At 70.1% G+C, this 22,781-nt stretch carries 12 protein-coding genes; 10 read left to right on the forward strand and 2 right to left on the reverse strand.

Features of this window, described 5'->3' with window-relative positions; all coding sequences use genetic code 11:
• Positions 1–5: 5 nt before the first annotated feature.
• Both FHT32_RS07740 and FHT32_RS07745 read right to left on the reverse strand, forming a co-directional pair.
• Positions 6–5,003 (reverse strand): non-ribosomal peptide synthetase, encoded by a 4,998-nt coding sequence (locus tag FHT32_RS07740; RefSeq protein WP_176664053.1) that lies wholly within the window; start codon positions 5,001–5,003, stop codon positions 6–8.
• Entirely contained in the window at positions 5,000–12,292 is a 7,293-nt protein-coding gene (locus tag FHT32_RS07745) for an amino acid adenylation domain-containing protein (RefSeq protein ID WP_371132144.1), read from the reverse strand. Before FHT32_RS07745 ends, FHT32_RS07740 begins: the two co-directional genes overlap by 4 nt.
• Before the next feature lie 728 nt (positions 12,293–13,020).
• Here FHT32_RS07745 and FHT32_RS07750 point away from each other — a divergent pair.
• From FHT32_RS07750 to FHT32_RS07795, 10 genes are all read left to right on the forward strand, one after another.
• The gene (locus FHT32_RS07750; RefSeq protein ID WP_256098916.1) at positions 13,021–13,839 is read left to right on the forward strand and encodes a class I SAM-dependent methyltransferase; all 819 of its coding nucleotides are present in this window, start codon (positions 13,021–13,023) and stop codon (positions 13,837–13,839) included.
• Positions 13,840–13,915: 76 nt separating this feature from the next.
• Positions 13,916–14,665, forward strand: coding sequence for a peptidoglycan DD-metalloendopeptidase family protein (locus FHT32_RS07755; RefSeq protein ID WP_371132145.1), 750 nt, complete (start codon positions 13,916–13,918; stop codon positions 14,663–14,665).
• A 149-nt stretch (positions 14,666–14,814) separates the two neighbouring features.
• The gene (locus FHT32_RS07760; RefSeq protein WP_176664056.1) at positions 14,815–14,997 is read left to right on the forward strand and encodes a hypothetical protein; all 183 of its coding nucleotides are present in this window, start codon (positions 14,815–14,817) and stop codon (positions 14,995–14,997) included.
• Between the two features lie 115 nt (positions 14,998–15,112).
• Positions 15,113–16,246, forward strand: a complete 1,134-nt coding sequence (locus FHT32_RS07765; protein WP_176664057.1) for a DNA repair exonuclease — start codon at positions 15,113–15,115, stop codon at positions 16,244–16,246.
• Positions 16,243–18,885: an AAA family ATPase gene (locus FHT32_RS07770; protein WP_256098917.1), complete on the forward strand. Its 2,643-nt coding sequence runs from the start codon at positions 16,243–16,245 to the stop codon at positions 18,883–18,885. The genes FHT32_RS07765 and FHT32_RS07770 overlap by 4 nt, the downstream gene beginning before the upstream one ends.
• Before the next feature lie 246 nt (positions 18,886–19,131).
• Positions 19,132–19,278: a hypothetical protein gene (locus tag FHT32_RS07775; RefSeq protein ID WP_176664058.1), complete on the forward strand. Its 147-nt coding sequence runs from the start codon at positions 19,132–19,134 to the stop codon at positions 19,276–19,278.
• A gap of 16 nt (positions 19,279–19,294) precedes the next feature.
• Entirely contained in the window at positions 19,295–19,879 is a 585-nt protein-coding gene (locus tag FHT32_RS07780) for a prepilin peptidase (RefSeq protein WP_176664059.1), read from the forward strand.
• A 33-nt stretch (positions 19,880–19,912) separates the two neighbouring features.
• Positions 19,913–20,755: a Flp pilus assembly protein CpaB gene (gene cpaB, locus FHT32_RS07785; RefSeq protein WP_176664060.1), complete on the forward strand. Its 843-nt coding sequence runs from the start codon at positions 19,913–19,915 to the stop codon at positions 20,753–20,755.
• A 91-nt stretch (positions 20,756–20,846) separates the two neighbouring features.
• Positions 20,847–22,340: a type II and III secretion system protein family protein gene (locus FHT32_RS07790; RefSeq protein WP_371132156.1), complete on the forward strand. Its 1,494-nt coding sequence runs from the start codon at positions 20,847–20,849 to the stop codon at positions 22,338–22,340.
• Positions 22,341–22,351: 11 nt separating this feature from the next.
• Positions 22,352–22,648: a hypothetical protein gene (locus tag FHT32_RS07795; protein WP_176664062.1), complete on the forward strand. Its 297-nt coding sequence runs from the start codon at positions 22,352–22,354 to the stop codon at positions 22,646–22,648.
• The last annotated feature ends 133 nt before the right edge of the window (positions 22,649–22,781 follow it).

The following is a 22,781-nucleotide window of genomic DNA, read 5'->3' on the forward strand; positions in this document are numbered from 1 at the left end:
GTCGATCACCCCTTGCGCAGCCAGCCGCCCAGGGCGCCGAGCAGCCCGCCGCGATGCGCCTGCGCGGCCGTGCCGGCGGCCAGCTCCGCGAGATCCGAAGGCACGCCTTCGCTTGCGCCGCGCGCCGACGAGGCGATCTGCCCGAGGTTCTCGAACAGGTAGCGGCGCGGCTCCACGCGGTGCCCCAGCGTCTGCGCGGCCTGCTGCACCGCGCGCAGCACCAGCAGCGAATCGCCGCCGAGGTCGAAGAAGTTGTCGCTGGCGCGGATGTCGTTGACGTCGATGCCGATCACGCCGGCCCAGATGAGGGCCAGCTGCGCCTGCTCGGGCTCGAGCTGGCTCTGCTTCGCCTTGGGCGCGTCGCCGTTGGCGGCACCGGCCGTGGCGCTCCTGCCGTCGTCGCTCGCGGCCAGCTTGCGCAGGTAGGCCGCGCTGGTCGAGCCTTCGGTGTCGGCGATCCGCTCGAGCGTGGCACCGGGCTCCTCGGCCACGCGGTGCAGCACCTCCAGGTACCGCTCGCGCAACTGGGCGCCGGTCTCGCGCAGGTACACGTCGGCGTTGTAGATGAGCGCGCCTTCCAGTCCGTGCGGCTTGTCCATCAGCCACACGCCGATGTCGTCGGTGGCGCCGTGCTGCATCACGTGCATCTGGCGGGTCTGCAGGCTGCCGATGGAACGCGTGCGCTCGCGGGCGTCCTGGAACGAGAACATCGACTGGTAGGGCCCCGAGGTCTTGATCTGCCCCGCGTAGCCCGGCTCGGCCATCAGGCGCTCGAACGGCACCTGCTGGTTGTTCATCATCGACAGCAGCTCCTGCTTCACGTAGCGCATGAAGGCGGGCAGCGCCAGCGAGCGGTCGACCGTGAGGGAGACCGGCAGCACGTTGTTGAAGAAGCCCATCACGTCCTCGGTCTCGGCCTGCTGGCGCCCGCGCACCGGGTTGGCGATGACGATGGCCTCGTTGCCGGTCACCTGGGCCATGGTCAGCGCGTACACGCCGAAGGTGAGCATGCTCAGCGTCACGTCCATGTCGCGGGCGATCTCGCGCAGCCGCTGGGTGCTCTGCAGGTCGATGTGGATCCAGTGCGCGCCGCCCTGGCCGCTCTTGCCGGCGCGCCGGGGCATGTCGGTCACCGGCGGGCGCACGGCCCTGGCGCCTTCGAGGCGGCCGCGCCAGAAGGCGAGCTGCTCCTCGCAGGCGGGCTCGGTCAGCCACTTCTCCAGCCACTGGGCGTAGTCGCCCTGGGTGGTCATGAGCGGCGGCAGGTTGTGCGGGCGCCCGCGTTCGGCGGCGTCGTAGAACGCGGCCAGTTCGCGCTGCATCAGGTCGAAGGACCAGCCGTCCCAGATCAGGTGGTGCGGCACGAACTGGAACACGTGCTCGTTGTCGTCCAGCCTGAACAGCGTCGCGTGCATCATCGGCGCGGCGTGGATGTCGATGGGGCGGTCCGCCAGCTCCTGCATGCGCTCGGCCAGCTCGGCCTCGCGCTGGTCGGCGGGCAGGTCGCGCAGGTCGACCAGCGGCAGCGTGAATTCCGCAGACTCCGCTATCGCCTGCACCGGCCTTCCGCTTTCCGCGTCGATGTCGATGCGGGTGCGCAGCGAGGGCTGGCGGTGGATGATCTGGCGCAGCGCGTCCTCGAAGCGCGCGGGGTCGAGCTGCCCCGTGAGCCGCTGCGCGGAGGGCGCGTTGTAGACCGAGCGGCCTGGATGCAGCTGCTCCATGAAGCGGATGCGCTCCTGCGCCATGGTCAGCGGCGCGGTGGTGCGCCCGGCGCTGCGCCCGATCGGTGCCTGCAGCCCCACGCCCGCGCCCTGCAGCGCCTGGATGGACGCCGCCAGCTTCTCGGCCGTGGGCGACTCGAAGAGGGTGCGCAGCGGCACCGTCACCTGGAACTCGCGGCTCAGCAGCGTGGTGAGCCGCGCCGCCAACAGCGAATGGCCACCCATGGTGAAGAAGTCGTCGTGCATGTCGAGGCCCGGCAGGCTCAGCACCTTCTCCATGAGCGCGAGCACCTTGCGCTCGTGCTCGTTGCGCGGGCCGGCGCCGCGGCGCACCTCGTCGCGCGCCACCGCCTGCGGGGGCGGCAGCGACACGCGGTCGATCTTGCCGTTGGCCAGCTTGGGCAGCACGTCCATCGTCACCACGTGCTGCGGCAGCATGAAGGCCGGCAGGTGCTTGCGCAGGTGCACCATCAGCGTCTCGAGGTCGAAGCCGGCGCCCTGCTTGAGCGCGAGGTAGGCCACCAGGCGCACGTCGCCGGGGTTGTCCTCGCGGGCCACGACCACGGCGCGCGAGACGCCCGCCACTTCGCAACAGCGCACCTCGATCTCGCCGGGCTCGATGCGGTAGCCGCGCACCTTCACCTGGAAGTCGAGCCGCCCGAGGTGGTCGAGCAGGCCGTCGTTGCGCCAGCGTCCGCGGTCGCCGGAGCGGTACATCTTCATGGGGGTGCCGAAGATGCGCACCGTGACGAAGCGCTCGGCGGTCAGCTCGGGCCGGTCGAGGTAGCCCAATGAAACGCCTTCACCCGCGATGCAGATCTCGCCCGGCACGCCGATGGGGCAGGGCTGCAGGTCGGCATCGAGGATCCAGATCTCGGTGTTGTCCACCGGCCTGCCGATGGAGACGCCGCGCGAGGCGATTTCCTCGGGGCGCACGTGCCAGGCGGTGGAGTACACGGTGGTCTCGGTCGGCCCGTAGCCGTTCCACAGGCCTTCCATGCGCTCGCACAACGCCAGCGCCATGCTCGGGCGCAGCGCCTCGCCGCCGGTCCAGCCGCGAAAGCCCGGCGCGCCGCCGGCCCATTGGGCGTCGAGCAGCAGCTGCCACATGCCGGGCGTGGCCTGCAGCAGGGTGATCTGTTCCTCGTCGAGCGCGCGCGACAGGCGGTTGCCGTCCATCGCCACTTCGCGTTTCACCATCACCAGCTCGGCGCCGGCGGCCAGCGGCAGCAGCAGGTCGGGCACGGCCATGTCGAAGGACAGCGTCGTCACGGCGGCGATGCGGTCGGCCGGGCCGATGCCCGACTCGCGCTGCATCCACTGCAGCAGGTGCGCCACGCCGCGGTGATGGGCGATCACGCCCTTGGGCAGGCCGGTCGAGCCCGAGGTGTAGATCACGTAGGCGGCGTCTTCCGACTGCGGGTCGTCGGCGCTCGGCGGCAGCGGATCGCCGGAGAGCTGCCGCCATTCGGCGTCGCGGTCGATCTCGAAGATGCGCTGGCCCGCGTCGCCACGCCAGTCGCGCGGCGCGACCGCGATGTCCGACGAGGTCAGCATCAGCGCGAGCTTCGCGTCGCTGGCGTAGTGGTCGAGCCGGGCCTGCGGGAAGGCGGTGTCCAGCGGCACGTAGGACGCGCCGGCCTTCAGCACGCCCAGCATCGCGACGACCATCTCGAGGCTGCGCTCCAGGCACAGGCCCACGCGCTGGCCGCGGCCCACGCCGCGCGCGCGCAGCGCACGGGCAAGGCGGTTGGAGAGCGACTCGAGCTCGCCGTAGCTGCAACTGCGGGCGCCGTCGCGCACCGCGGGGCGGTCGGGCTGCAGCGGCGTGCGCGCGACGAAGCCGGCATGCGCCAGCGGCGCCCCGACCAGCGGCACCCGCGCCGGCTGCAGGGCGAGCAGGGCGCGCGCGGCCTCGGCCGACAGCACTTCGAGCCTGCCGACCGTTTCGTCGGGCCTGTGCGAGGCCGACTGCAGCACGCACTCGAACATGTCGAGCCAGCGCTGCACGCTGACCTCGTCGAAGAGGTCGGTGTTGTACTGCGCCTCCACCATCAGGCCGCCGTCGAGCGGGCGCAGGTTCACGAAGAGCTCGAAGTTCTCGTAGCGGCGGGCGATGGTGTCCTGCACCACGTCCAGCGTGGTGAAGGCCTGCGCGCTGCTGGCCACGTCGGGGTCGACATTGAAGGCCACGCTCACCAGCGGCAGCCGGCTCGGGTCGCGCTCCAGCGAGAGCTGGCTCAGCAGCGCGCCGTAGGTGAGCGCCTGGTGGTCGAAGGCGTCGAGCACGGCGGTGCTGCATTCGTCCATCAGCGCGTCGAAGCGCATGTCGGCGCGCGCGGCCAGGCGAAGCGGCAGCAGATTCACGCAATGGCCGACCAGGCCGGGCATGTCGTGCGCGAGCTGGCCCGAGGCGGGAATGCCGACCACGATGTCATCCTGCCCCGTGAGCCGGTGCAGCGTGGCGACAAAGCCGCTGAGCAGGCCGGTGAAGAGGCTGATGCCAGCCTTGGTGCTGGTGGTGCGCACCGAGGCGACCAGGCGCCTGTCGAGCAGGCGCTCGGCGCGGCGCGAATTGAAGGTGCGCGCGGCCGGGCGCGGGCGGTCCAGCGGCAGGTCGAGCACCGGCAGCGGGCTGCCGGGGAAGCGGCCCAGCCAGTAGTCGACGTGCGCCTGCATGTCCGGATGCGCCGCGGCGGCGGCTTCCTCGGCGGCGAAGTCGGCGAAGAGGGGCGCGGCCTTGAGCTTCAGCCCGGTGCCGGTTTCCTCGGCATACAGGTGGCCCAGCTGCTCGGTGATGACCGCCCACGACCAGCCGTCGCACACCACGTGGTGCGCCGACATCACCAATTCGTGCTCGGCCCTGCCGAGCCGGTAGAGCACCGCCCTGAACAGCGGGCCGTGCTCCAGCGGGAACGGCGTGCAGACCGCGTCCTCGTGCGCGTCGCGCAGCGCCTGGGCACGGGCTTCGGGCTCGAGCGCGGACAGGTCGTGCCCGGCCATGACGTTCGCGCGGGGCTGGCTCACCAGCATGCAGGCGCCGTCGGGCGAGATGGTGGAGCGCAGTGCCTGGTGGCGCGCGAGCAGGCGGTCCATGGCGCGCGAGAGGGCGGGCTGGTCGAGTTCCCCGCGCAGGCGCAGCACCACCGATTCGTTGTAGGCCATCGAGGCTTCCGTGCCCAGCGTGGCGCCGAGCCAGACTTCGCGCTGCGACGGCGTGGTCGCGATGATGGATTCGACGATCCCACCGCTCGCGGTGGGCTTGAGAACGGCGTTCATGCTGCGGCCTTTCCATTGACGAGGGCGTGACTGGCGGGTGCCGTGTCGGGCACGTACCAGAAGGGCTGGCCGTCGATGTCGCGGGCAAGCACGCTGCCTTCTTCGGCCGGCTTGTGGATGTCGAAGCCGGTGACGGGAATCGCGCGGCGCGGCAGGAAGCCCGACTCCTGCATCTCCGCGACCGATTCCTTGAAGGCGCGCTGGATGAAGGCGATGTCCTCGGCGCTGTGCGCGCTGGTGAGGAAGCACGGGAAGTTGTCCAGGATGTGGACCCCGCGGCTGCGCATCATGGCGAACAGCAGGTCTTGCAGCGGATGGTCTTCGAGCCAGCTCACGCGCCAGAGCGACGCGAAGTGGCGGACCTCGATGGGCGCGCCCACCTCCCTGCACCAGCCGGTGAGTTCCGCGGCCATGGCGGTGGTGCTCGCGTTGAGCCCCGACTGCAGCGACGGCCCGGCTTCCTTCAGGTGCGCGAGCGAGGCCTTCGCCGCCGCGAGCGCGAGCGGGTGGCGCACGAAGGTGCCCGCGAAGTAGGTCACGCCCACGCCGGGAATGGAGTCGTCGCCGTACTGCCAGGCGCCGCCGTCGAGCGCGTCCATGAACTCGCGCTTGCCCGCGATCACGCCCACCGGGAAGCCACCGCCGATCACCTTGCCGTAGGTGGCCAGGTCGGCGCGCACGCCGAAGAACTCCTGCGCGCCGCCCAGCGCGGTGCGAAAGCCGGTGATGACCTCGTCGAAGATCAGGCAGCAGCCGTTCTGCGCGGTGATCTCGCGCAGCTCGTGCAGGAACTCGCGCGGCTGGAAGTCGGGCCGGCGGCTCTGCACGGGCTCGGCCAGCACGGCGGCCAGGTCGTCGGCGTTCTCGCGGATGAACGCCAGTGCCTCGGGCGTGCCGTAGTCGAGCACGCGGATGTCGCCGAACATGCCGCTCATCACGCCGGGCGCGGCCGACAGGCCCTTGCCGCCCTTGCCGGCGCGCACCAGTACCTCGTCGAAAGTGCCGTGGTAGGAGCCGGTGAACACCACCACCGTGCTGCGGCCGGTGACGGTGCGCGCGATGCGCAGCGCCGCCATCACGGCCTCGGAGCCGGTGTTGCACAGGCCCGCACGGTCGTTGCCGGTGAGCTCGCACACCAGCGCCGTGACCTCGGCCGCCAGCGGATGCTGCGGGCCGATCTCGTAGCCGGCGTCGAGTTGCCGGCGCACGGCCTCCTGCACGAAGTCGGGCTGCCAGCCGAACATGTTCATGCCGAAGCCGTTGAGCGCGTCGACGTACTCGTTGCCGTCGAGGTCCCACATCCTCGAGCCCTTGGAGCGCTCGATGACGATCTGATAGGTGATCTCCTTCGTGATCGGCCGGAAGCCGTTGACCACGCGCGGATCGGCCATGTGGGCCCGGTTGGCCTCGGTGAATTCCTTGCTCTTGCGCGTGCGCTCCACGTAGCGGCGCACGAAGGCTGCCAGCCGCGCCTTCTGCCGGCCGCTGGGCTCGGTGGTGCGCTGGGTGTGGATGCGGGCGATGGCGCCGAAAGCCTTGCTCACGTCGTAGCGCACGGGCTGGGCGGGCTCCTCGGCGGATGCGGGGGAGGCCTGCGTTGCCGGAGCCGCCGCAGGCGCGGCCTGGGCCGGCATCACCGGCTGCAGAGTTACCAGCGGCGCGGCGGGAACGGCGCCCGACAGCAGCGCGAGCTGCTGCCGCATCAATTCCATCTGTTGCGAAATCAGCTGGGGCAACTGGGCCTCACCCATGACGGCGCTGCCTTGCATCGGCATGTAGACCGGCATGGCCACCGGCACCGGCTGCTGCGGCGCCATCCGTGATACGGAGACCGCGGTTTCGGCTGGCGCGGCTGCCGCAGCAGCCACCGGCGCGGGCGCAGCCTCGGGCGGCAGGCTCTCGCGCAGGAAGGCAGAGAGCGCGTCGAAGCCGCGGTAGTTCTCCATCAGCTGGCGGAAGCTGACGTTCACCTTGAAGTGCTTCTTGATCTGCGTGGCCGCCTGGGTCAGCGTGAGCGAGTCCAGGCCCAGCTCGCCGAAGGGCGCCTGGCCCTCGGCCTGTGCCATGTCTAGGCCGGAGATGTCCTCGAACAGCGCGCGCAGGCGCGTGTCGACGGACGAGCCGCCGGAAGGAGGAGGAAGAGGCGAGGGCGTTGCAGCAGTCACGATCGGCTCCAGGGAAACGGGTGGTACGAAGGGCGTGGGCGTGGCAGCGGCGGGCGCGGCCGCGGCGGCGGAAACGTCGGAGGAAGAAGCGATGTCGACCCAGCAGCGCTTGCGCTCGAAGGGCGTGGTGGGCAGGCGCACGCGCTGGGCGCCGGCGCGGGCCGTCAGGCGGGAGAGTTCGATGTCGGCGCCGCAGGTCCAGAGGCGGCCCAGCGCCAGGCGCAGGGTGCGGGCCTCGTCGGCCAGGCCTCCGGGCTCCACGTGCAGCAGCGCGAAGGCGTTGCTCGCGCCGTGCTGGCGCACCAGCGTCGAGAGCGTGTTGCGCGGGCCGGCCTCGACGAACAGCGGATTCGCCGTCTGCGCCATCGCGCCGCGCACGGCCGGCGAGAAGCGCACCGTGCCGCGCAGGTGCCTGGCCCAGTAGGACGGGCTCGTGGCCTCGGCATCGTCGAGCGGCTTGCCGGTGAGCGTGGAATGGATCCGGATCTGCGGCGCGCTCAGCGCGACCTTGGCCACCAGGGCCTCGAAGGGCGCGACGGCCGCGTCCATCATGGCCGAGTGGAAGGCGTGCGAGGTCTGCAGCGGGCGGCTCGGAATGCCCTCGGCTTCCAGCGCGGACTGCAGTGCCGCGATGGCGTCGAAGGGGCCGGCCGCGACGCAGGCCGTGGGGCTGTTCTCCGAGGCCAGCGAAAGCTGCGGGCCCAGCCTTTCGGCGAGCTGCGCCGCGCCAAGGCGCACCGACAGCATCGCGCCGGCCGGCTGCGCCTGCATGAGAGCGCCGCGGCGGGCCACGAGCCGGGCGGCGTCTTCGAGGCGCATCACGCCCGCGATCACCGCCGCGACGAATTCGCCGACGCTGTGGCCGATCAGCGCATGCGGCCGCGCACCCAGCGCCAGCAGCCGCCGGGCGAGCGCGTATTCGAGCGCGAAGATCGCGGGCTGCGTGGCGGCGGTGGGCGACAGCGCCTGCGGGTCGTCCGAGAACATGCGCTCGCGCAGGTCGAAATCCGTCACGCCTTCCAGGGCGGCCATGCAGTCGTCGAAGGCGGCGGCGAACACCGGGTCCTTCGCGTGCAGGTTGCGGCCCATGCCGGCGTACTGCGCGCCCTGTCCGGGGAACATCAGCACGAGTTGGGGTTCGCTCGAGGCGGCGCGGCCGCTGACGGTGCCGGTCGAGCCGGTGTCTCGCAGGGAGGCCGCGGCATCGGCCGTGCTGCCGGCCACCACCGCGCGGCGGAAGGCGTGGGCCTTGCGGCCGACCGCGAGGGTGTGGGCCACGTCGGCCAGCGCAAGCTCCGGATGGGCTTCGAGGTGCGACGCGAGCTGCCCGGCGGCCACGGCGAGCGCTGCCTCGGAGCGCGCGGAAAGCAGCAGCACCTGCTCGCCCGCAGCGGGCGGCGAAGCCGGCCGGGGTGGCGCCTCCTCGACGATGACGTGTGCATTGGTGCCGCCGACGCCGAAGGAACTGACGCCCGCGCGGCGCGGCTGGGCGGCGCGCGGCCACGGCTGCAGGCTCGCGGTCACGTGGAAGGGCGTGCGCGCGAAGTCGATCGACGGGTTCGGCGCGCTGAAATGAACCGTCGGCGGAATCTGCTCGTGGTGCAGCGCCAGCGCCGTCTTGATGAGCCCGGCCGCGCCCGCCGCCGTGACCATGTGGCCCACGTTGCTCTTGAGCGAGCCCAGCGTGCAGAAGCCCAGCGCATCGGTGTGCTCGGCATAGGCGACGGCCAGCGCCTCGACCTCGATCGGGTCGCCCATCGGCGTGGCGGTGCCGTGCGCCTCGACGTAGGAGATGCTGCGCGCGTCCACGTCGGCCGCCGCCAGCGCCGCGCGGATCACCGCGGCCTGTCCGTCGACGCTGGGCGCGGTGAAGCTGGCCTTGGCGCCGCCGTCGTTGTTCACGCAAGCGCTGCGCAGCACGGCGTAGATGGTGTCGCCGTCGGCCTGCGCGTCGGCCAGGCGCTTGAGCAGCACCACGGCCGCGCCGTCGCTGAAGACGGTGCCCTGGGCCTGCGCGTCGAAGCTGCGCGTGTGGCCGTCGGGCGAGAGCATCGAGCCCTCGTTGTAGAGATAGCCGCTGCGCGGCGGGCAGGTGACCGAGGCGCCGCCCGCCAGCGCCATGTAGCACTGGCCCGTGCGCAGCGCATGGAAGGCGTGCGCCACCGCCACCAGCGAGGTCGAGCAGGCGGTGTGCACGCTGACGGCCGGGCCCGTGAGGTTGAGCCGGTTCGCCACCCGCGTGGTGATGTAGTCCTTCTCGTTGGCCAGCATCACCTGGAACTCGCCCACCGGCTCCACCAAGTCGGGCCGGGTGCTCACGTGGCGCTGGAAATAGGTGGCGTTGTACATGCCGGCGTACACGCCCACCGGGCCCGGAGCCGCGTCGGGCACGTAGCCGGCGCGCTCCAGGGCTTCCCAGCAGATCTCGAGGAACACGCGCTGCTGCGGGTCCATGAGCTGTGCTTCCTTCGGGCCGATGCCGAAGAAGGCGGCGTCGAAGTTCTCGATGCCGTCGATCACGCCGCGCGCACGCACGTAGGCCGGGTCGTTGCGCAGGGCCTCGGAGATGCCCGCGTCGAGCGTGGCGTCGTCGAAGAAGCTGATGGTGTCGCGGCCGGCGACGAGGTTGTCCCAGAACTGCTCCACGTCGGCGGCGCCGGGAAAGCGCCCGGCGGTGGCGATCAGCGCGACGGCGTCTTCAGCATGGGTGGCCGCTGCGGTCGGTCGATCCTTGGAACCGGCCGCAGCGGCCGTGGCGGGCTGTTCGTCCGCCGGCTGCATCCGCGCACCCATCGCTTTTGGCGTGGGATTGCGGAAGAAAAGATTGGTGGACAGCGGCGTGCCCGTGCTGCGGCGGAGATCGGCCAGCACCTGCAGCACCAGGAGCGAATCGCCGCCCAGGTCGAAGAAGTTGTCGTTGCGGCCGACCTTCGAGATGCGCAGCGCGCGGGCGAAGGCATCGCACACCTGCCGTTCGATGGCGCCGCGCGCTTCCTCGAAAGGCTGCGCGAGCTCGGGGCGTTCGCCGGCCGGCTCGGGCAGCGCCTTGCGGTCGAGCTTGCCGTTGGGGGTGACCGGAAGCCGGTCGAGCCAGACCTGGGCGGCCGGCACCATGGCCGCGGGCAGGCGCTCGCCGAGATGGGCGCGCAGGGCCTCCCACGACGGCCGTTCTTCTACAGACTGCGAAACCAGATAGGCCACGAGGCGCAACTGCCCACTGCTGCCGTCTGGCCGGGCGACCACCGCGCACGACTGCACGCCGGGATGCGAGAGGATCGCCGCCTCCACCTCGCCGGTCTCGATGCGGTGGCCGTGGATCTTCACCTGGCCGTCGCGCCGGCCGATGAATTCGATGGTGCCGTCCGGCAGCCAGCGCGCGAGATCGCCGGTGCGGTAGAGCCGGTCGCCAGGGGCGCCGAAGGGGTCGGGCACGAAGCGCGTGGCACTGAGTTCAGGCTGCCGCAGATAGCCGCGCGCCAGCCCGTGGCCGCCGATGCACAGCTCGCCGACGAAGCCGGTCGGCAGCAGCGCCATCGAGGGACTGAGCACGCGCAGCACGGTGTCCTTGATGGGCCGGCCGAGCGGCACCGAGCGCAGGTCTTCCGGCAGCGGCGACGCGATGCGGTGCGTGGCCGCGAAGGTGGTGCATTCGGTCGGGCCGTAGCCGTTGCTCAGCGCGAGGCCGGGCAGCGCGGCCAGCGCGCGGCGCACGTGCGGCACGGAGAGCGCCTCGCCGCCGGTGAAGAGATGCCGCAGGCCCGAAAGATGGGCCGGGTCGTCGTCGACGACGGCATTGAAGAGCGCGGCCGTGAGCCATGCGGTGTGCACGTCGTGGCGCGCGATGGTGCGGGCCAGCCCGGCGCCGGTGGGCACGCGTTCGTCATGGATCACGCAGCAGCCGCCGTTGAGCAGCGGGCCCCAGATTTCCAGCGTGGCCGCATCGAAACCCAGCGGGGCCGCGTGCAGCATGGCGAGGCCGGGCGCGAGCGAAACGTAGTCCACGCCCACGACGAGCCGCAGGATCGAGCGATGGCAGATCTCGATGCCCTTGGGCGTGCCCGTCGAGCCCGAGGTGTACATGACGTAGGCCACCGATTCCGCGTCGATGGCCGGTGGATTCCATGAAGTGCGGTTTTCGTTGTCTTGCTGCTCGTCGACCAGAAAAACGCCGTGATGGGGGGGGACGAGGTGGCGGTGCTCCTGCGTGGCCAGCACGTGGTGCGCGCCTGCCTCGTCGAGCATGTAGGCGATGCGTTCGGGCGGGTAGTCGGTCGGCACCGGTACGTAGGCGGCGCCGGCCTTGAGGATGCCGAGCTGGGCGACGATGGCCGCCATCGAGCGGTCGAGCAGCATGCCGACGCTGTCGCCGCCGCGAACGCCCAGGGCCTGGAGGCGCCGGGCGAGATCGTCGGACTGCCGGTCGAGCTCGCCGTAGCTCATCCGGGCCTCGCCCTGCGCGAGGGCGATGGCGTCGGGCGCCGCCGCGGCCTGCCGGGCGAACATGGCGGGCACCGTGAGGGCTGGGTCGATCGGCGAGAGGGCGATGTTCCAGGCGCCGAGTTGCTCCGTACGATGGGCGCGGGGCAGCGTGCGGATGTCGCCCAGGGCCGCATCGGGGTGGTCGAGCAGGTCTTCGGCGGTGTCGGCGAGTGCCGCGAGCAGCTGCTCGAGCGTGGCGGAGTCGATCAGGCCGGCGGCCGCGTCGGCGTGCAGCGATGCGGAGGCGGCGTCGAAGCGCAGCCGCAGCGGAGCATCGGTGCCCCGTGTGTCCATTTCTTCGCGCAGCCAGAGCGTCGCGGGCGCGGCGGCGTGCCGGGGCTTCGGTTCGCTGCGGCGGCCGAGGTCCAGCTCCGCCAGCCAGTGGCCTGCGGGCATGGTGGTGTCGAACGCGACGGTGGTGGAGAAGCACGCGGGCGTGTTCTGCCCCGCGCCTGCTTCATTCAGTACGGGCCAGAGGCTTCCGAGCCAGCGAGCCTCCAGCAGCAGCCAGGCGCCTACGAAGAGGGTGTCCGGCAACCGGCCGCCGATGGCCGGCGAGCCGGCCAGGTTCCGCGCGAAATGGGGCGAGAGCGTGGCGGAGGCGGCGTGGCGGCTGGCCGATCCTTTCGAATTGGATCGCGACACGAACAGGTCTTCCAGAGCGAGCTCCGGATCGCCTTGGCCTGCCTGCGAAACAGTTTGAATTTCCACGTAAGTATCCCAAAAGAAATACGACAAAAGTAATTGAGCGAATGGAAAATCCATTCGCGCAATTAAGAATGAGAAGCTGGAACCTGTTTTTTCGTGTGTTCATCCTAGGGTGTTTCCCGCAGCCGATGTGTGTACTTTAGGCCCTGGTTACAACTGGATAATGTTATTTCTGAAACGTACTACCCGAATCGTCCAGTACGAGGTAACTGATGCGCCATCGGTGGTGAAAAAGCGGTCCAGCGGCCCATCTCGGGTGCCGCAAGAGCGCGGTCGAGGAGGGGTACTCCTGGGGAGACTTCAGGCGGAACAAGGGGGCGGCAAGAGGGAAAGGAGGGGCGAGGGGCGCCTCGGCGGGCCGCCGCGCCGCCGTCTCGGGCGCGGGCCTCGCTTCACCTGCGAGCGAGGCGGAAAGTGCACCGGAAGTGTGTCGAAAAATGAAACATCCTCCCAGAGCCGACTGTTATGAATTGCCGATGCCTGTAACCGTATAAGAAATATCTGTACAAAATCAGGAAATTGAAAAAACTGGTGAGGATGCGCTGTTCGCGCCAAATCCAATTCACCAGGTCCTGACAATGCTCGGCGACATCCTATTACCCGATGTAGTTCTGGAGCGCCGCGGCCATTATCTGGAATCAATTCTTCCCGGTAATTCGGATGCATTGACAGCCAACGCGATCTACTTCGGCAACGAGGCGTGGGCGCGGGAATATCTGGGCTCCTGCCACCGGGACGAACACTTCCGCCGCCGCTGGCTGGCCGCCTGTGGCGACTGGACGGACAAGGTCGTCATCGACCTGGGCTGCGGGCCGGGCAATGTCTTCGCAACGCTGGGCGGCATGCCGAAATTGCTCATTGGCGTCGACGTGGCAGCGGGCTCGCTGGAACTTGCCGCGATCGAGGGCTACATCGCGGTGCTGGCGGATGCCGCGCACACGCCGTTCCGCTCGCAGGTGGCGGACATCGTCGCCATCAATGCCACGCTGCATCACTGCGACGACATGAAGGCGGTGCTGGAGGAAGGCGCCCGCCTGGTGAAGCCCGGCGGCCTGCTGGTCACCGACCACGATCCCCAGTTGACGGCTTGGGACTACCGTGGGCTGGCCCGCCTGCTGTGGAACATGCGCCTGTGGGTCTACCGTGCGATGGGGCGCGGCTTCCACAAGACCGGCAGCCGGCAGTCGTGGTGGCTGCGCACGGCAATACACCACCGGCCCGGCGATGGCGTGACCAGGGAGCTCTTCGAAGCCACGCTGGCGCCGCTGGGCTTCGAGGTGCGCGTGCATCCGCACAACCACCAGGCGGGGGCCCGCGTCCTGGATGGAGAGGCCGGGCCGATGCAGTGGAAGTACCGCCTGGGCAGCCTGCTGTCGGGCCGCGACCCCGGCGCGCCCTCCAGCGCGCTCTCGCTGATGTGCATCGCCAGGCGCACGCGAGCGAAAAACCCCGCGGCCGGCCGATCGCCCGGCCACTGCTGGTAGCCTCCCGGATTCTTCGAGCGTAGCCGCGGGGCACCGGGGCGCGCGAGATCCAGGTCATCCAGGAAGGAATCCGCTAGTGGTTGTTGTGACAGGAAGGAACTGGCGTGCCGGCGTGGTGCTGGCCGCGGCATTGATGGTGGCGGCGTGCTCCACGTCGCCCAAGGCACCGGTGGCAGGGCCGGGCGAATACGTCGTCCAGCCGGGCGACACGCTCTACCGCATCGCGTCGAAGTCTGGCCGTTCGCCGGGCGACATCGCACGCTGGAACAACCTGCAGGACCCGGACAAGCTGGAAGCAGGGCAGGTGCTGCGCGTGGTGCCGCCGGGCGGCGGCGCTTCTTCCGGGGCATCGCCCGAACCGTCTGCGGGCAGGAGCCCGGGCGCGGAGCGTCCCGAACGCGCCGAGCGCCCCAGGCCTCCCAGGGCCGCGGCGCCGGAGCCGGCCGCGCCGCCCGCATCGAGACGCAGCGACTGGGCCTGGCCCGCGCCGGGCCAGGTGATCACGGGCTTCAACGGCAGCAGCAGCAAGGGCATCGACATCGGCGGCAACACCGGCGACCCGGTGGCGTCCATCGGCGCGGGCAAGGTGGCGGTGACGGAAACGATGCGCGGCTATGGCAGCGTGGTCATGGTCGACCACGGCGGCTCGTACATGTCGGTCTACACCAACCTGCGCTCGGTTCAGGTCAAGCAGGGCCAGCAGGTGAAGCAGGGCCAGAAGCTCGCCGAGATCGGCAGCCCGGACGCCGGACGCGCCAGGCTGCACTTCGAGATCCGCTACCGCGGCAATGCCGTCGATCCGCGCCAGTACCTGCCGGCACGGTAGGAAGGGTGGGGCCGGACGCGTTCGAGGGCGTCCTGGCCCCGGCCCCTCGCGTCCTGCTCTGGCGAACGGCATCCCCCGAATTGGCGATACCGCGACGCCCGCGAAGTACGCAGACTTCCGCTCCTGATTCTGTATACATGGGGGCGTAGATGGAAGTCGTGCACTGGGTGTTCCTCGTTCTTGGCAGCGCGCTGGCCCTGACCACGCAGTGGTTCCTGATCGCGCCGTTCAGCCTGGACTGGCAGCCGCTGCGCGCGCAGATCGTCGCGCAGGCCACCCAGGCGGCCGCGCTGCTGGAAGAGTGCGCCGCGACGGCCGACTCCACTGCCTAGCCGCCGGGCCCCGCACGGGGGCGGCGGTCGACGTCGGACCTGAGCGCGCCATCTAAGATGCGCACTCTTCTCGAACGACGTATGCAGACGCGGTAGGCAAAGGGGGCCACGACGCATGATTTCTTTGCTCCACACCGCGGACTGGCAGATCGGCCGCGTTTTCTCCCAATTCGAACCCGACGACGCCGCCGCGCTGTTCGAGGCGCGCTTCAAGGCGGTGGAACGGCTGGCCGCCATCGCGGCCGAGCGCAAGGTCGATGCCGTGCTGGTCGCGGGCGACGTGTTCGATCTGCAGACCGTGTCGGACAAGACCATCCGGCGCATGTTCAACGCCATGCAGGGCTTCGCGGGGCCCTGGCTGCTGATCCCGGGCAATCACGATTCGGCGCTGAGCGAATCCGTCTGGAGCCGCGCGCAGCGGCTGGGGGCCATCGCGCCGAACATCGTCTGCTGCCTGGAGCCCAGGCCCCATGTGGTGGCGGGCAAGTTCACGCTGCTGCCCGCGCCACTCACGCAACGCCACACCTACGGCGACCTCACCGAGTGGTTCGCCACCGCGGAGCTGGAAGACGAAAGCCTGCCCCGCATCGGCCTCGCGCACGGCAGCGTGCAGGGCATCCTGCCGGAGGACATCGACTCGACCAACCCCATCGCCGCCGGGCGCGCGGCCCAGGCTCGGCTCGACTACCTCGCGCTCGGCGACTGGCACGGCACGCGGCGGATCGACGATCGCACTTGGTACTCGGGCACGCCTGAGACCGACCGCTTCCGGGCCAACGATTCGGGCCAGGCGCTGCTCGTGGGCATCGAGGGCGCTGGCGCGGTGCCGGTGGTCGAGCCGGTGCGCGTGGGCCAGTTCGACTGGCAGCAGTGGGAGCCGCGGCTCGCGGTGCCTTCCGACATCGACGAGCTGGTGCGCAAGCTGGAGCAGATCGGCAGCGGCGACGTGCTGCAGCTGCGCGCCCAGGGCACCTGCGACCTTGCCGGCCACGACCGGCTGAGCGCCGCGCTCGATGCAGCCCGCGCCAGGGCCCGCGCGCTGGTATGGGATGGCGAGGCGCTGCGGCTGGAGCCGACCGAGGACGACATCCAGGCGCTGCATGCCGACGGCTTCGTCGGCGAGGCGCTGCAGGCATTGCGCGAGCAGCAGGGCGACGCCGATGCGGAACTGGCACGCGACGCGCTGCTCACGCTCGCGCGCATCCTCGGCGCGCAGCAGGGTTCCTCGCACGCGGGAGCCAGCGCATGAGCATGAAGCTGCAGCGGCTTCGCATCGAGAACTTCAAGCTGTTTCGCGCGCCGTTCGAAATCGACGGCTTCACGGACGGGCTGAATCTCTTCGCGGCTCCCAACGAATCGGGCAAGTCCACCGTCGCCGAGGCGATACGCGCCGCCTTCTTCGAGCGGCACCGCTCCAGCGCCGTCGAGCACCTGCGGCCATGGGGGGAGAGCTCGGCCACGCCCTTGGTGGAGGTCGATTTCGAACTCGACGGCAAGCCATGCCGGCTCACCAAGGCCTTCCTGGGCAAGAAGCGCTGCGAGCTGGTGATCGACGGCAGGACCATGGACGGCGCAGTGGCCGAAGACCACCTGGCGGCGCTGCTGGGTTTCCGGTTTCCGGGCAAGGGCGCCAGCACGCCCGAGCACATGGGCATTCCGGGCTTGCTGTGGATCAGGCAGGGCACTTCGCACGACATCGCCAGCGCGGTGGGCTTTGCCAGCGACCACCTGCGCAACGCGCTCGGCGAATCGCTGGGCGAACTGGCTGCCAGCAACGGCGACGCAGTGCTGAAGGCGGTGGAGGCCGAGCGCAACGAGCTGCTCACGCAAAGCACGGGGGTTCCGCGCGGCGCCTTCGCCGACGCCAACAAGCTGCGCGGGGAACTTGAAAAGAAGCTGGAAGAACTGCGTGCCGACGTCGAGTCCTACCGCTCGGGCGTGGATCGCCTTTCCGGCCTGCGCCGCGACCACCAGCGCGACGAGGCAGCGAAACCATGGACGGCATTGCGCGAACAGCTCGTCGTCGCGCAGCAGCGGCTGGAAGAGGCCAGGGGACTGGACCAGAAGAAGACTGCGCAGGAGGCCGCGCTGAAGCAGATCGGCGCCCAGGTGAGCTCATGGCGCACCCAGCTCCAGGCGATGGAGCGCGAGGAAGCGACGCTCGCCCAGCGCGAGAAGAACCTGCAGGCGACGCAGGAAGGCCTTGCCCGGGCTGTCGGCGAACTCCAGGCCTGGGAACCCCGTCAGGCCGCAGCGGTGAAAGCCGATGCCGCCGCGCGCGAGAACCTCCGCCTGGCGCGGCAGGCGGCATCGCGCATCGCGCAGGAAAAGGCCGTCGAAAGCCTCTCCGAACAGCTCGACGCACTCAAGCAAAGCCACGAGAAGGCCCGCAGCGAGCAGGAGAAAGTCACCCGACTGCAGGCCGAGGCGCAGGCGCTCGCGGTTCCCGAAGCGGAGCTCAGGCGCCTGCGCCATTGCGCGGAGACGCTTCGCACCGCGCAGGCCCGGCTCGACGCCGTGGCCACCGCGCTGGAGTTCGACCTGCAGCCCACGGCGAAGGTCCGCGTGGCCGGCGTGGAGCTGGGCGGTGCGCGGCGCCAGACCGTCATCTCCCGGACCGACATCGAGATCGAAGGCGTCGGCCGGATCAGCGTGCTGCCCGGCGGCGCGGATCTCGATGGCTTGGCCAACGAGCACGCCCGCGCCCGCGACGAACTCGCGGCGCTGCTGCAGGGCCTGCGCGCCGAAAGCCTCGCCGCCGTCGAGGAGCGCGTGCGACAGCAAGCGCTGCGCAAGAGCGAAGCCGCGGCGGCCGAGGCCGTGCTCGCGGCCCTGGCGCCCAGGGGGCTGGGCGCGCTCGCCGCGGACATGGCCACGCGCGAGGCCCGTCTCGCGGAAGCCAGGAAGGCGCTGCAGGACATGCCGCCCGCACCGGCGAGCGATGCGGGGTCGCTCTCGAGCGCGCAGGCCGAGTCGCAGGAACTTGCCGCGCGCGCCGCGCTGGAAGCGGCATCCGCCGCGCTCAACGACGCGAAGGTGGCGGCCGGGAATGCACGCGAACAGGTCAAGGCCGCCGAGGACGAGCTCGCGGCGGTCAAGGCCACGCTGGAAGATCCGGCCAGGGCCGGCAGGAAGGCGGAGGCCGGCGGCGCGCTGACCGATGCGCTCGCGCAGCAGTCGGCCGTCCAGGACAAGGTGGCCGAACTGGCCCGGCAGCTGCAGACCATCAACCTGCCGGTGCTCGCGCAGGACGTGGAGCGGCTGGAGCGCAGCGTGAGGCAAGCGGAAACCACGCACAACCAGCGGGCCACCGAGATCACCCGGCTGGAAGCCGAGCTCGAGGCCCGGGGCGCCCTGGGCCAGGAAGAAGCAGCCTCGGAGACGCAGCGCGAACTCGAACACGCCACGCGGCGCTGCGCGGAACTCGAACGGCGGGCGAGGGCGCTCGACCACCTGCTGAAGCTGCTGCGCGAGAAGCGCTCGGCGCTGGCGCAGCGCCTGCGCGCGCCGCTGCAGAAGCATCTGGACCACTACCTGCAGATCCTCTTCCCGGGCGCGCAGGTGGAGGTCGGCGACGACCTCTCGCCGGGCCGCATCACGCGGCAAGGGCTGCGCGGCGTCCAGAGCGGCGCCTTCGAGGAACTCAGCGTGGGCGCGCGCGAGCAGATGGGCGTGGTCGCCCGCCTGGCCTACGCGGACCTGCTGCAGGAAGCGCGCAAGCCGACCCTGCTCATCCTCGACGATGCGCTGGTGAACACCGACGAGGAGCGCCTGGGCCAGATGAAGCGGGTGCTGTACGACGCGGCGGCCCGCCACCAGATACTGATCTTCAGCTGCCACCCCGAGGCCTGGCGCGATCTCGGCGTGGTCGCTCGCAGCATTCCCTGAGCTCCCTTCCTGCGGCACGGCGGCGGCCATAGGCCGTTCGGCCATCGGCCGCTTGTCACGCCGCGTCCCGGGTGCTTTGTCATGCCCGGGAGCCCGCGCGCACGGGGGGTTTGACTCCCTCATAAAAGGGCGCCCTGCTCATGTGCGGAAACGGCGCGATTCCTACAGTCATCCCCAAGGCCCAACGCCTCTGCCCATGCCGGGCAACAGGTGGTCCGGGCCGGCAACGACAACCGGGGAATCTGCATGGAACCGCTCGCACTGCTGCCGACGACCTTCATGAACCTTCTGCGCGAAGACGCAGGAATGTCGTTCATGGAGTTCGCGCTGATCGGCGCGCTGGTGATGGTGGTTTTCATGCTGCTGATGCTCGCCATCCGGCGCAGCGCCTGAACCCGTGGAGCCCATCATGCAAGAACTCGACGCCGTTCTCGAACTGCTGGCGATGCTGGCCACCGACGTGCGCACCGTCGCGCTTTTCGCGCTGCTCGCCGTGGCCGCGGTCAGCGACTGGCGCTTCTACCGCATTCCCAACTGGCTGACCTTCGGCGGCGCGCTCTTCGCGCTGGTCTACGGAACGATGGCCGCGCGCACGCCCATGGCCGGGGCGGCGAGCGCCTTCGGCGGACTGGGCGTCGGCTTCGCGGCGATGGTGCCGTTCTACGTCATCGGGGTCATGGGCGCCGGCGACGTCAAGCTGATGGCGATGGCGGGCGCCTTCATCGGGCCCGAGCAGACGCTGATGGCAGTGCTCTTCACCTTCATCGCGGGCGGCCTGGCGGCCATGGCCTTCGCCATCCACCGCCGCCGCGTCGGACACATGCTGGCCAACGTCAAGGACGCCGCACAGGGCGTGATGTTCTCCAGCATCGCCGGAATCCGCCCCTCGGGGCGAATCGATGCCAGCCAGTCCGTGGGGAAGCTGCCCTACGGCATCTGCATCGCAGCGGGCACGGCAATCGAAGTGCTCGCGCACCAGCTGGGCTACGTCTAGCCCTCTCATCCCTTACCTGCGACGGAGGTTCACATGAAGAACATCAAGGCGATCGGGCTGATCCTGCTGGCCCTGCTGACGGGCCTGGCGGCAGCCGTCTACGCGGCCGGCTGGATCTCCAGACAAGGCGGCATCGCGTCCAACAAGGTCGTGGTGGCCGCAGTCGACATCGAACTGGGCAGCCGCGTCAACGCTCAGATGCTCACCACCGTCGACTGGCCCAGCGGCTCGGTGCCCAGCGGCTCGTTCGGCGACATCAAGGCGCTGCAGGACCGCGTGGTGAAGGTCGGCGTGCTGCGCGGCGAGGCGCTCATGGAGGGCAAGCTGGCCCCGGTGGGCACGCAGGGCGGGCTCTCTGCGGTGATCGCCAGCGGCAAGCGGGCCATGACGGTGCGCGTCAACGACGTGGTGGGCGTGGCGGGCTTCGCGCTGCCGGGCAACTACGTCGACGTGATGGTCAACGCCCAGCAGGACAAGGGCCGCGGCGAAGAAGCGCTGCAGATCAGCAAGACCGTGCTCGAGAAGGTGCTGGTGCTGGCGGTGGCGCAGGAAGCCAACCGCGACGACACCAAGCCGAAGGTGGTGAGCGCCGTCACCCTCGAGCTCTCGCTCGAGGACTCCGAAAAGCTCGACCTGGCCCGCAGCGTGGGAACCCTGTCGCTGGTGCTTCGCAACCAGATGGACAAGACCACGGTTGCCACCGACGGAATCACCAAGGGCCAGCTCTTCGGCGCGAAGGAGATCGTGCAGGTCTCCACCGCCGCGGCACCGGCTCCCGCCCGCCCGCGTGCCCGTCACGCAGGCCCCGCCGCACAGCCGGCTTCCCAGTGCGTGGAGGTGATCCAGCACTCGGGCAGCTCGCTCACCTGCTTCTGAACCCAAACGACAGGAGGAACACCAAGTGCGCCATATCTCCACAAAACTCGCCAGCCTGCTGGCGACCCTCGCGACCGCGGCGACTCCCGCCATGGCCGCGGAGGTCGCGGCAACCGCCTCGGCCACGGGCGCCATGCCCGCGGCAGCAGTCTCCTCGACGTCAGCCGCCGCCGCGGCTGCGACGGGCAACGCCGGCCCGGGCGGCAGCCGCCGCTGCACGGCCATCATTCCCGACGACCAGCCGACCCAGGCCGTGCTGGGCAAGTCGGTGGTCATTCCGCTGAAGGCGCGCGTGGTGCGCATCGTGGTCAGCGGCCAGCCGCCCGCCCGGGCCCCTGTGCCTGCCGCCGCGGCGGCAGCCGTGCCGGCTGGCATGCAGCCCGCCCAGGCCCAGGCTGCGAACGCGAACAGCGGTGACGGCGTCGCGGATGTCGACGTGACATTGCTGAGCCCGACCGACCTGTTCTTCCGCGGCCGCCAGGCGGGCTCGATGAACGTGGTGCTGCAAAGCGCCGACGGCACCTGCTACATCAAGGACGTGATCGTCACCATCGATCCGCTGGCTCTGCAGGCCAAGCTGGCCGAGCTGATGCCCGACGAGCGCCGCATCCGCGTTCGCAGCGCCGAGAAGTCCATCGTGCTCACCGGCGAGATCAGCGACGCGCTCAAGCTCGACGACGTGATGAGCCTGGCCTCGGCCTACGGCGCCGACGGCAAGAAGGTGGTGAACCTGCTGCGCGTCGCTACGCCGCAGCAGGTGATGCTCGAGGTGAAGATCGCCGAGGTCAGCAAGACGCTGCTCGACCGGCTGGGTTCGCGCGTGGGCATTGCGCGCACCGGCAACGGCGGCCTGAACAACTACTCGCTGATCTCCAATTTCCTGAGCACCGGCGCCGGCCTGGCGCAGGCGCTGCGCATCGGGCGGACCTCGCTGACCATCGACGGCCAGAAGGACGACGGGCTCGTGCGCATCCTCGCAGAGCCGAACATCATGGCCATCAGTGGACAGCAGGCCAGCTTCCTGTCGGGCGGCAAGATCTTCATCCCTGTGGCACAGAGCGCCGCGGGCGGCGGCGGGACGAACATCACGCTGGAGGAGAAGGAATTCGGCATCGGGGTCAAGTTCACCCCGACCGTGCTCAACGGCGACCGCGTCAACCTCAAGCTGGTGTCCGAGGTGTCGGACCTGACGCAGACCGGCTCTCCGTTCACTACCGTCTCGGGCGTCACCGCCGTGCTGCCCTCGTTGACGGTGCGGCGCGCCGACACCACCGTGCAACTCAACGACGGCCAGAGCTTCGTCATCGCCGGGCTCATCAAGAGCAACGTGAACGAGACGATCAAGCGCTATCCGGGCCTCGGCGAGGTGCCGGTGATGGGCGCGCTCTTCCGCAGCACCGAATTCCAGAACGAGCAGACCGAGCTGATGTTCGTCATCACGCCGCGCCTGGTGCGTCCGCTGGCCGAGTCGCCGCGGGTGCCGACGGACAACCACGTCGTTCCGAGCCGTGCCGAGGTCTATCTCAACGGCGCGCTCGAGAGCTCGACCCCGGCCCCGGCCGCCCCCGCCAGCGAAACCCCGTGAGGAGCACCGTCATGTTCATCATCAGATCGATCACCGTCGGGCTCGTCTGCCTTCTCGGCGCCAGCTGCTCGACCGTCACGCCCAACTACGACGCGCGCTTCGGCGACGCGGTGCGGGACGCAAAGAAGAAGATGACCATCAACCCGAACGCCGGCAAGAACGGCGACCCCGTCACCGGCATGGACGGGCGCGCATCGCGCGAGGCGATGCACCAGTACCAGGAGTCGTACAAGACGCCGCCGCCGGCGGTCAACGTCATCAACATCGGTGGCCAGATCGGCGGACAGGGCGCCGGCGCCTCGAAGTGATGAACGCACGCATTGCATTAGCCAAGCCCGCTTCCTCGGGACTCACGCGGAAAGGAGAGTGACACGAATCGAAACGAACTTTCTTCCCTCATTCATGTTTTCTCGAACCCGATTTCCAACCGTTCAAACCTCG

This window comes from Variovorax sp. SG517, assembly GCF_013376045.1.
Lineage (GTDB): Bacteria > Pseudomonadota > Gammaproteobacteria > Burkholderiales > Burkholderiaceae_C > Variovorax.

Bases quoted from the DNA above. Each gene is read 5' to 3' on its own strand.
- FHT32_RS07770 (WP_256098917.1), top strand. From the start codon at position 16,243: ATGAGCATGAAGCTGCAGCGGCTTCGCATCGAGAACTTCAAGCTGTTT.
- cpaB (WP_176664060.1), top strand. From the start codon at position 19,913: ATGAAGAACATCAAGGCGATCGGGCTGATCCTGCTGGCCCTGCTGACG.
- FHT32_RS07790 (WP_371132156.1), top strand. From the start codon at position 20,847: ATGGCCGCGGAGGTCGCGGCAACCGCCTCGGCCACGGGCGCCATGCCC.
- FHT32_RS07795 (WP_176664062.1), top strand. From the start codon at position 22,352: ATGTTCATCATCAGATCGATCACCGTCGGGCTCGTCTGCCTTCTCGGC.
- FHT32_RS07765 (WP_176664057.1), top strand. From the start codon at position 15,113: ATGATTTCTTTGCTCCACACCGCGGACTGGCAGATCGGCCGCGTTTTC.
- FHT32_RS07780 (WP_176664059.1), top strand. From the start codon at position 19,295: ATGCAAGAACTCGACGCCGTTCTCGAACTGCTGGCGATGCTGGCCACC.
- FHT32_RS07775 (WP_176664058.1), top strand. From the start codon at position 19,132: ATGGAACCGCTCGCACTGCTGCCGACGACCTTCATGAACCTTCTGCGC.
- FHT32_RS07740 (WP_176664053.1), bottom strand. From the start codon at position 5,003: ATGAACGCCGTTCTCAAGCCCACCGCGAGCGGTGGGATCGTCGAATCC.
- FHT32_RS07760 (WP_176664056.1), top strand. From the start codon at position 14,815: ATGGAAGTCGTGCACTGGGTGTTCCTCGTTCTTGGCAGCGCGCTGGCC.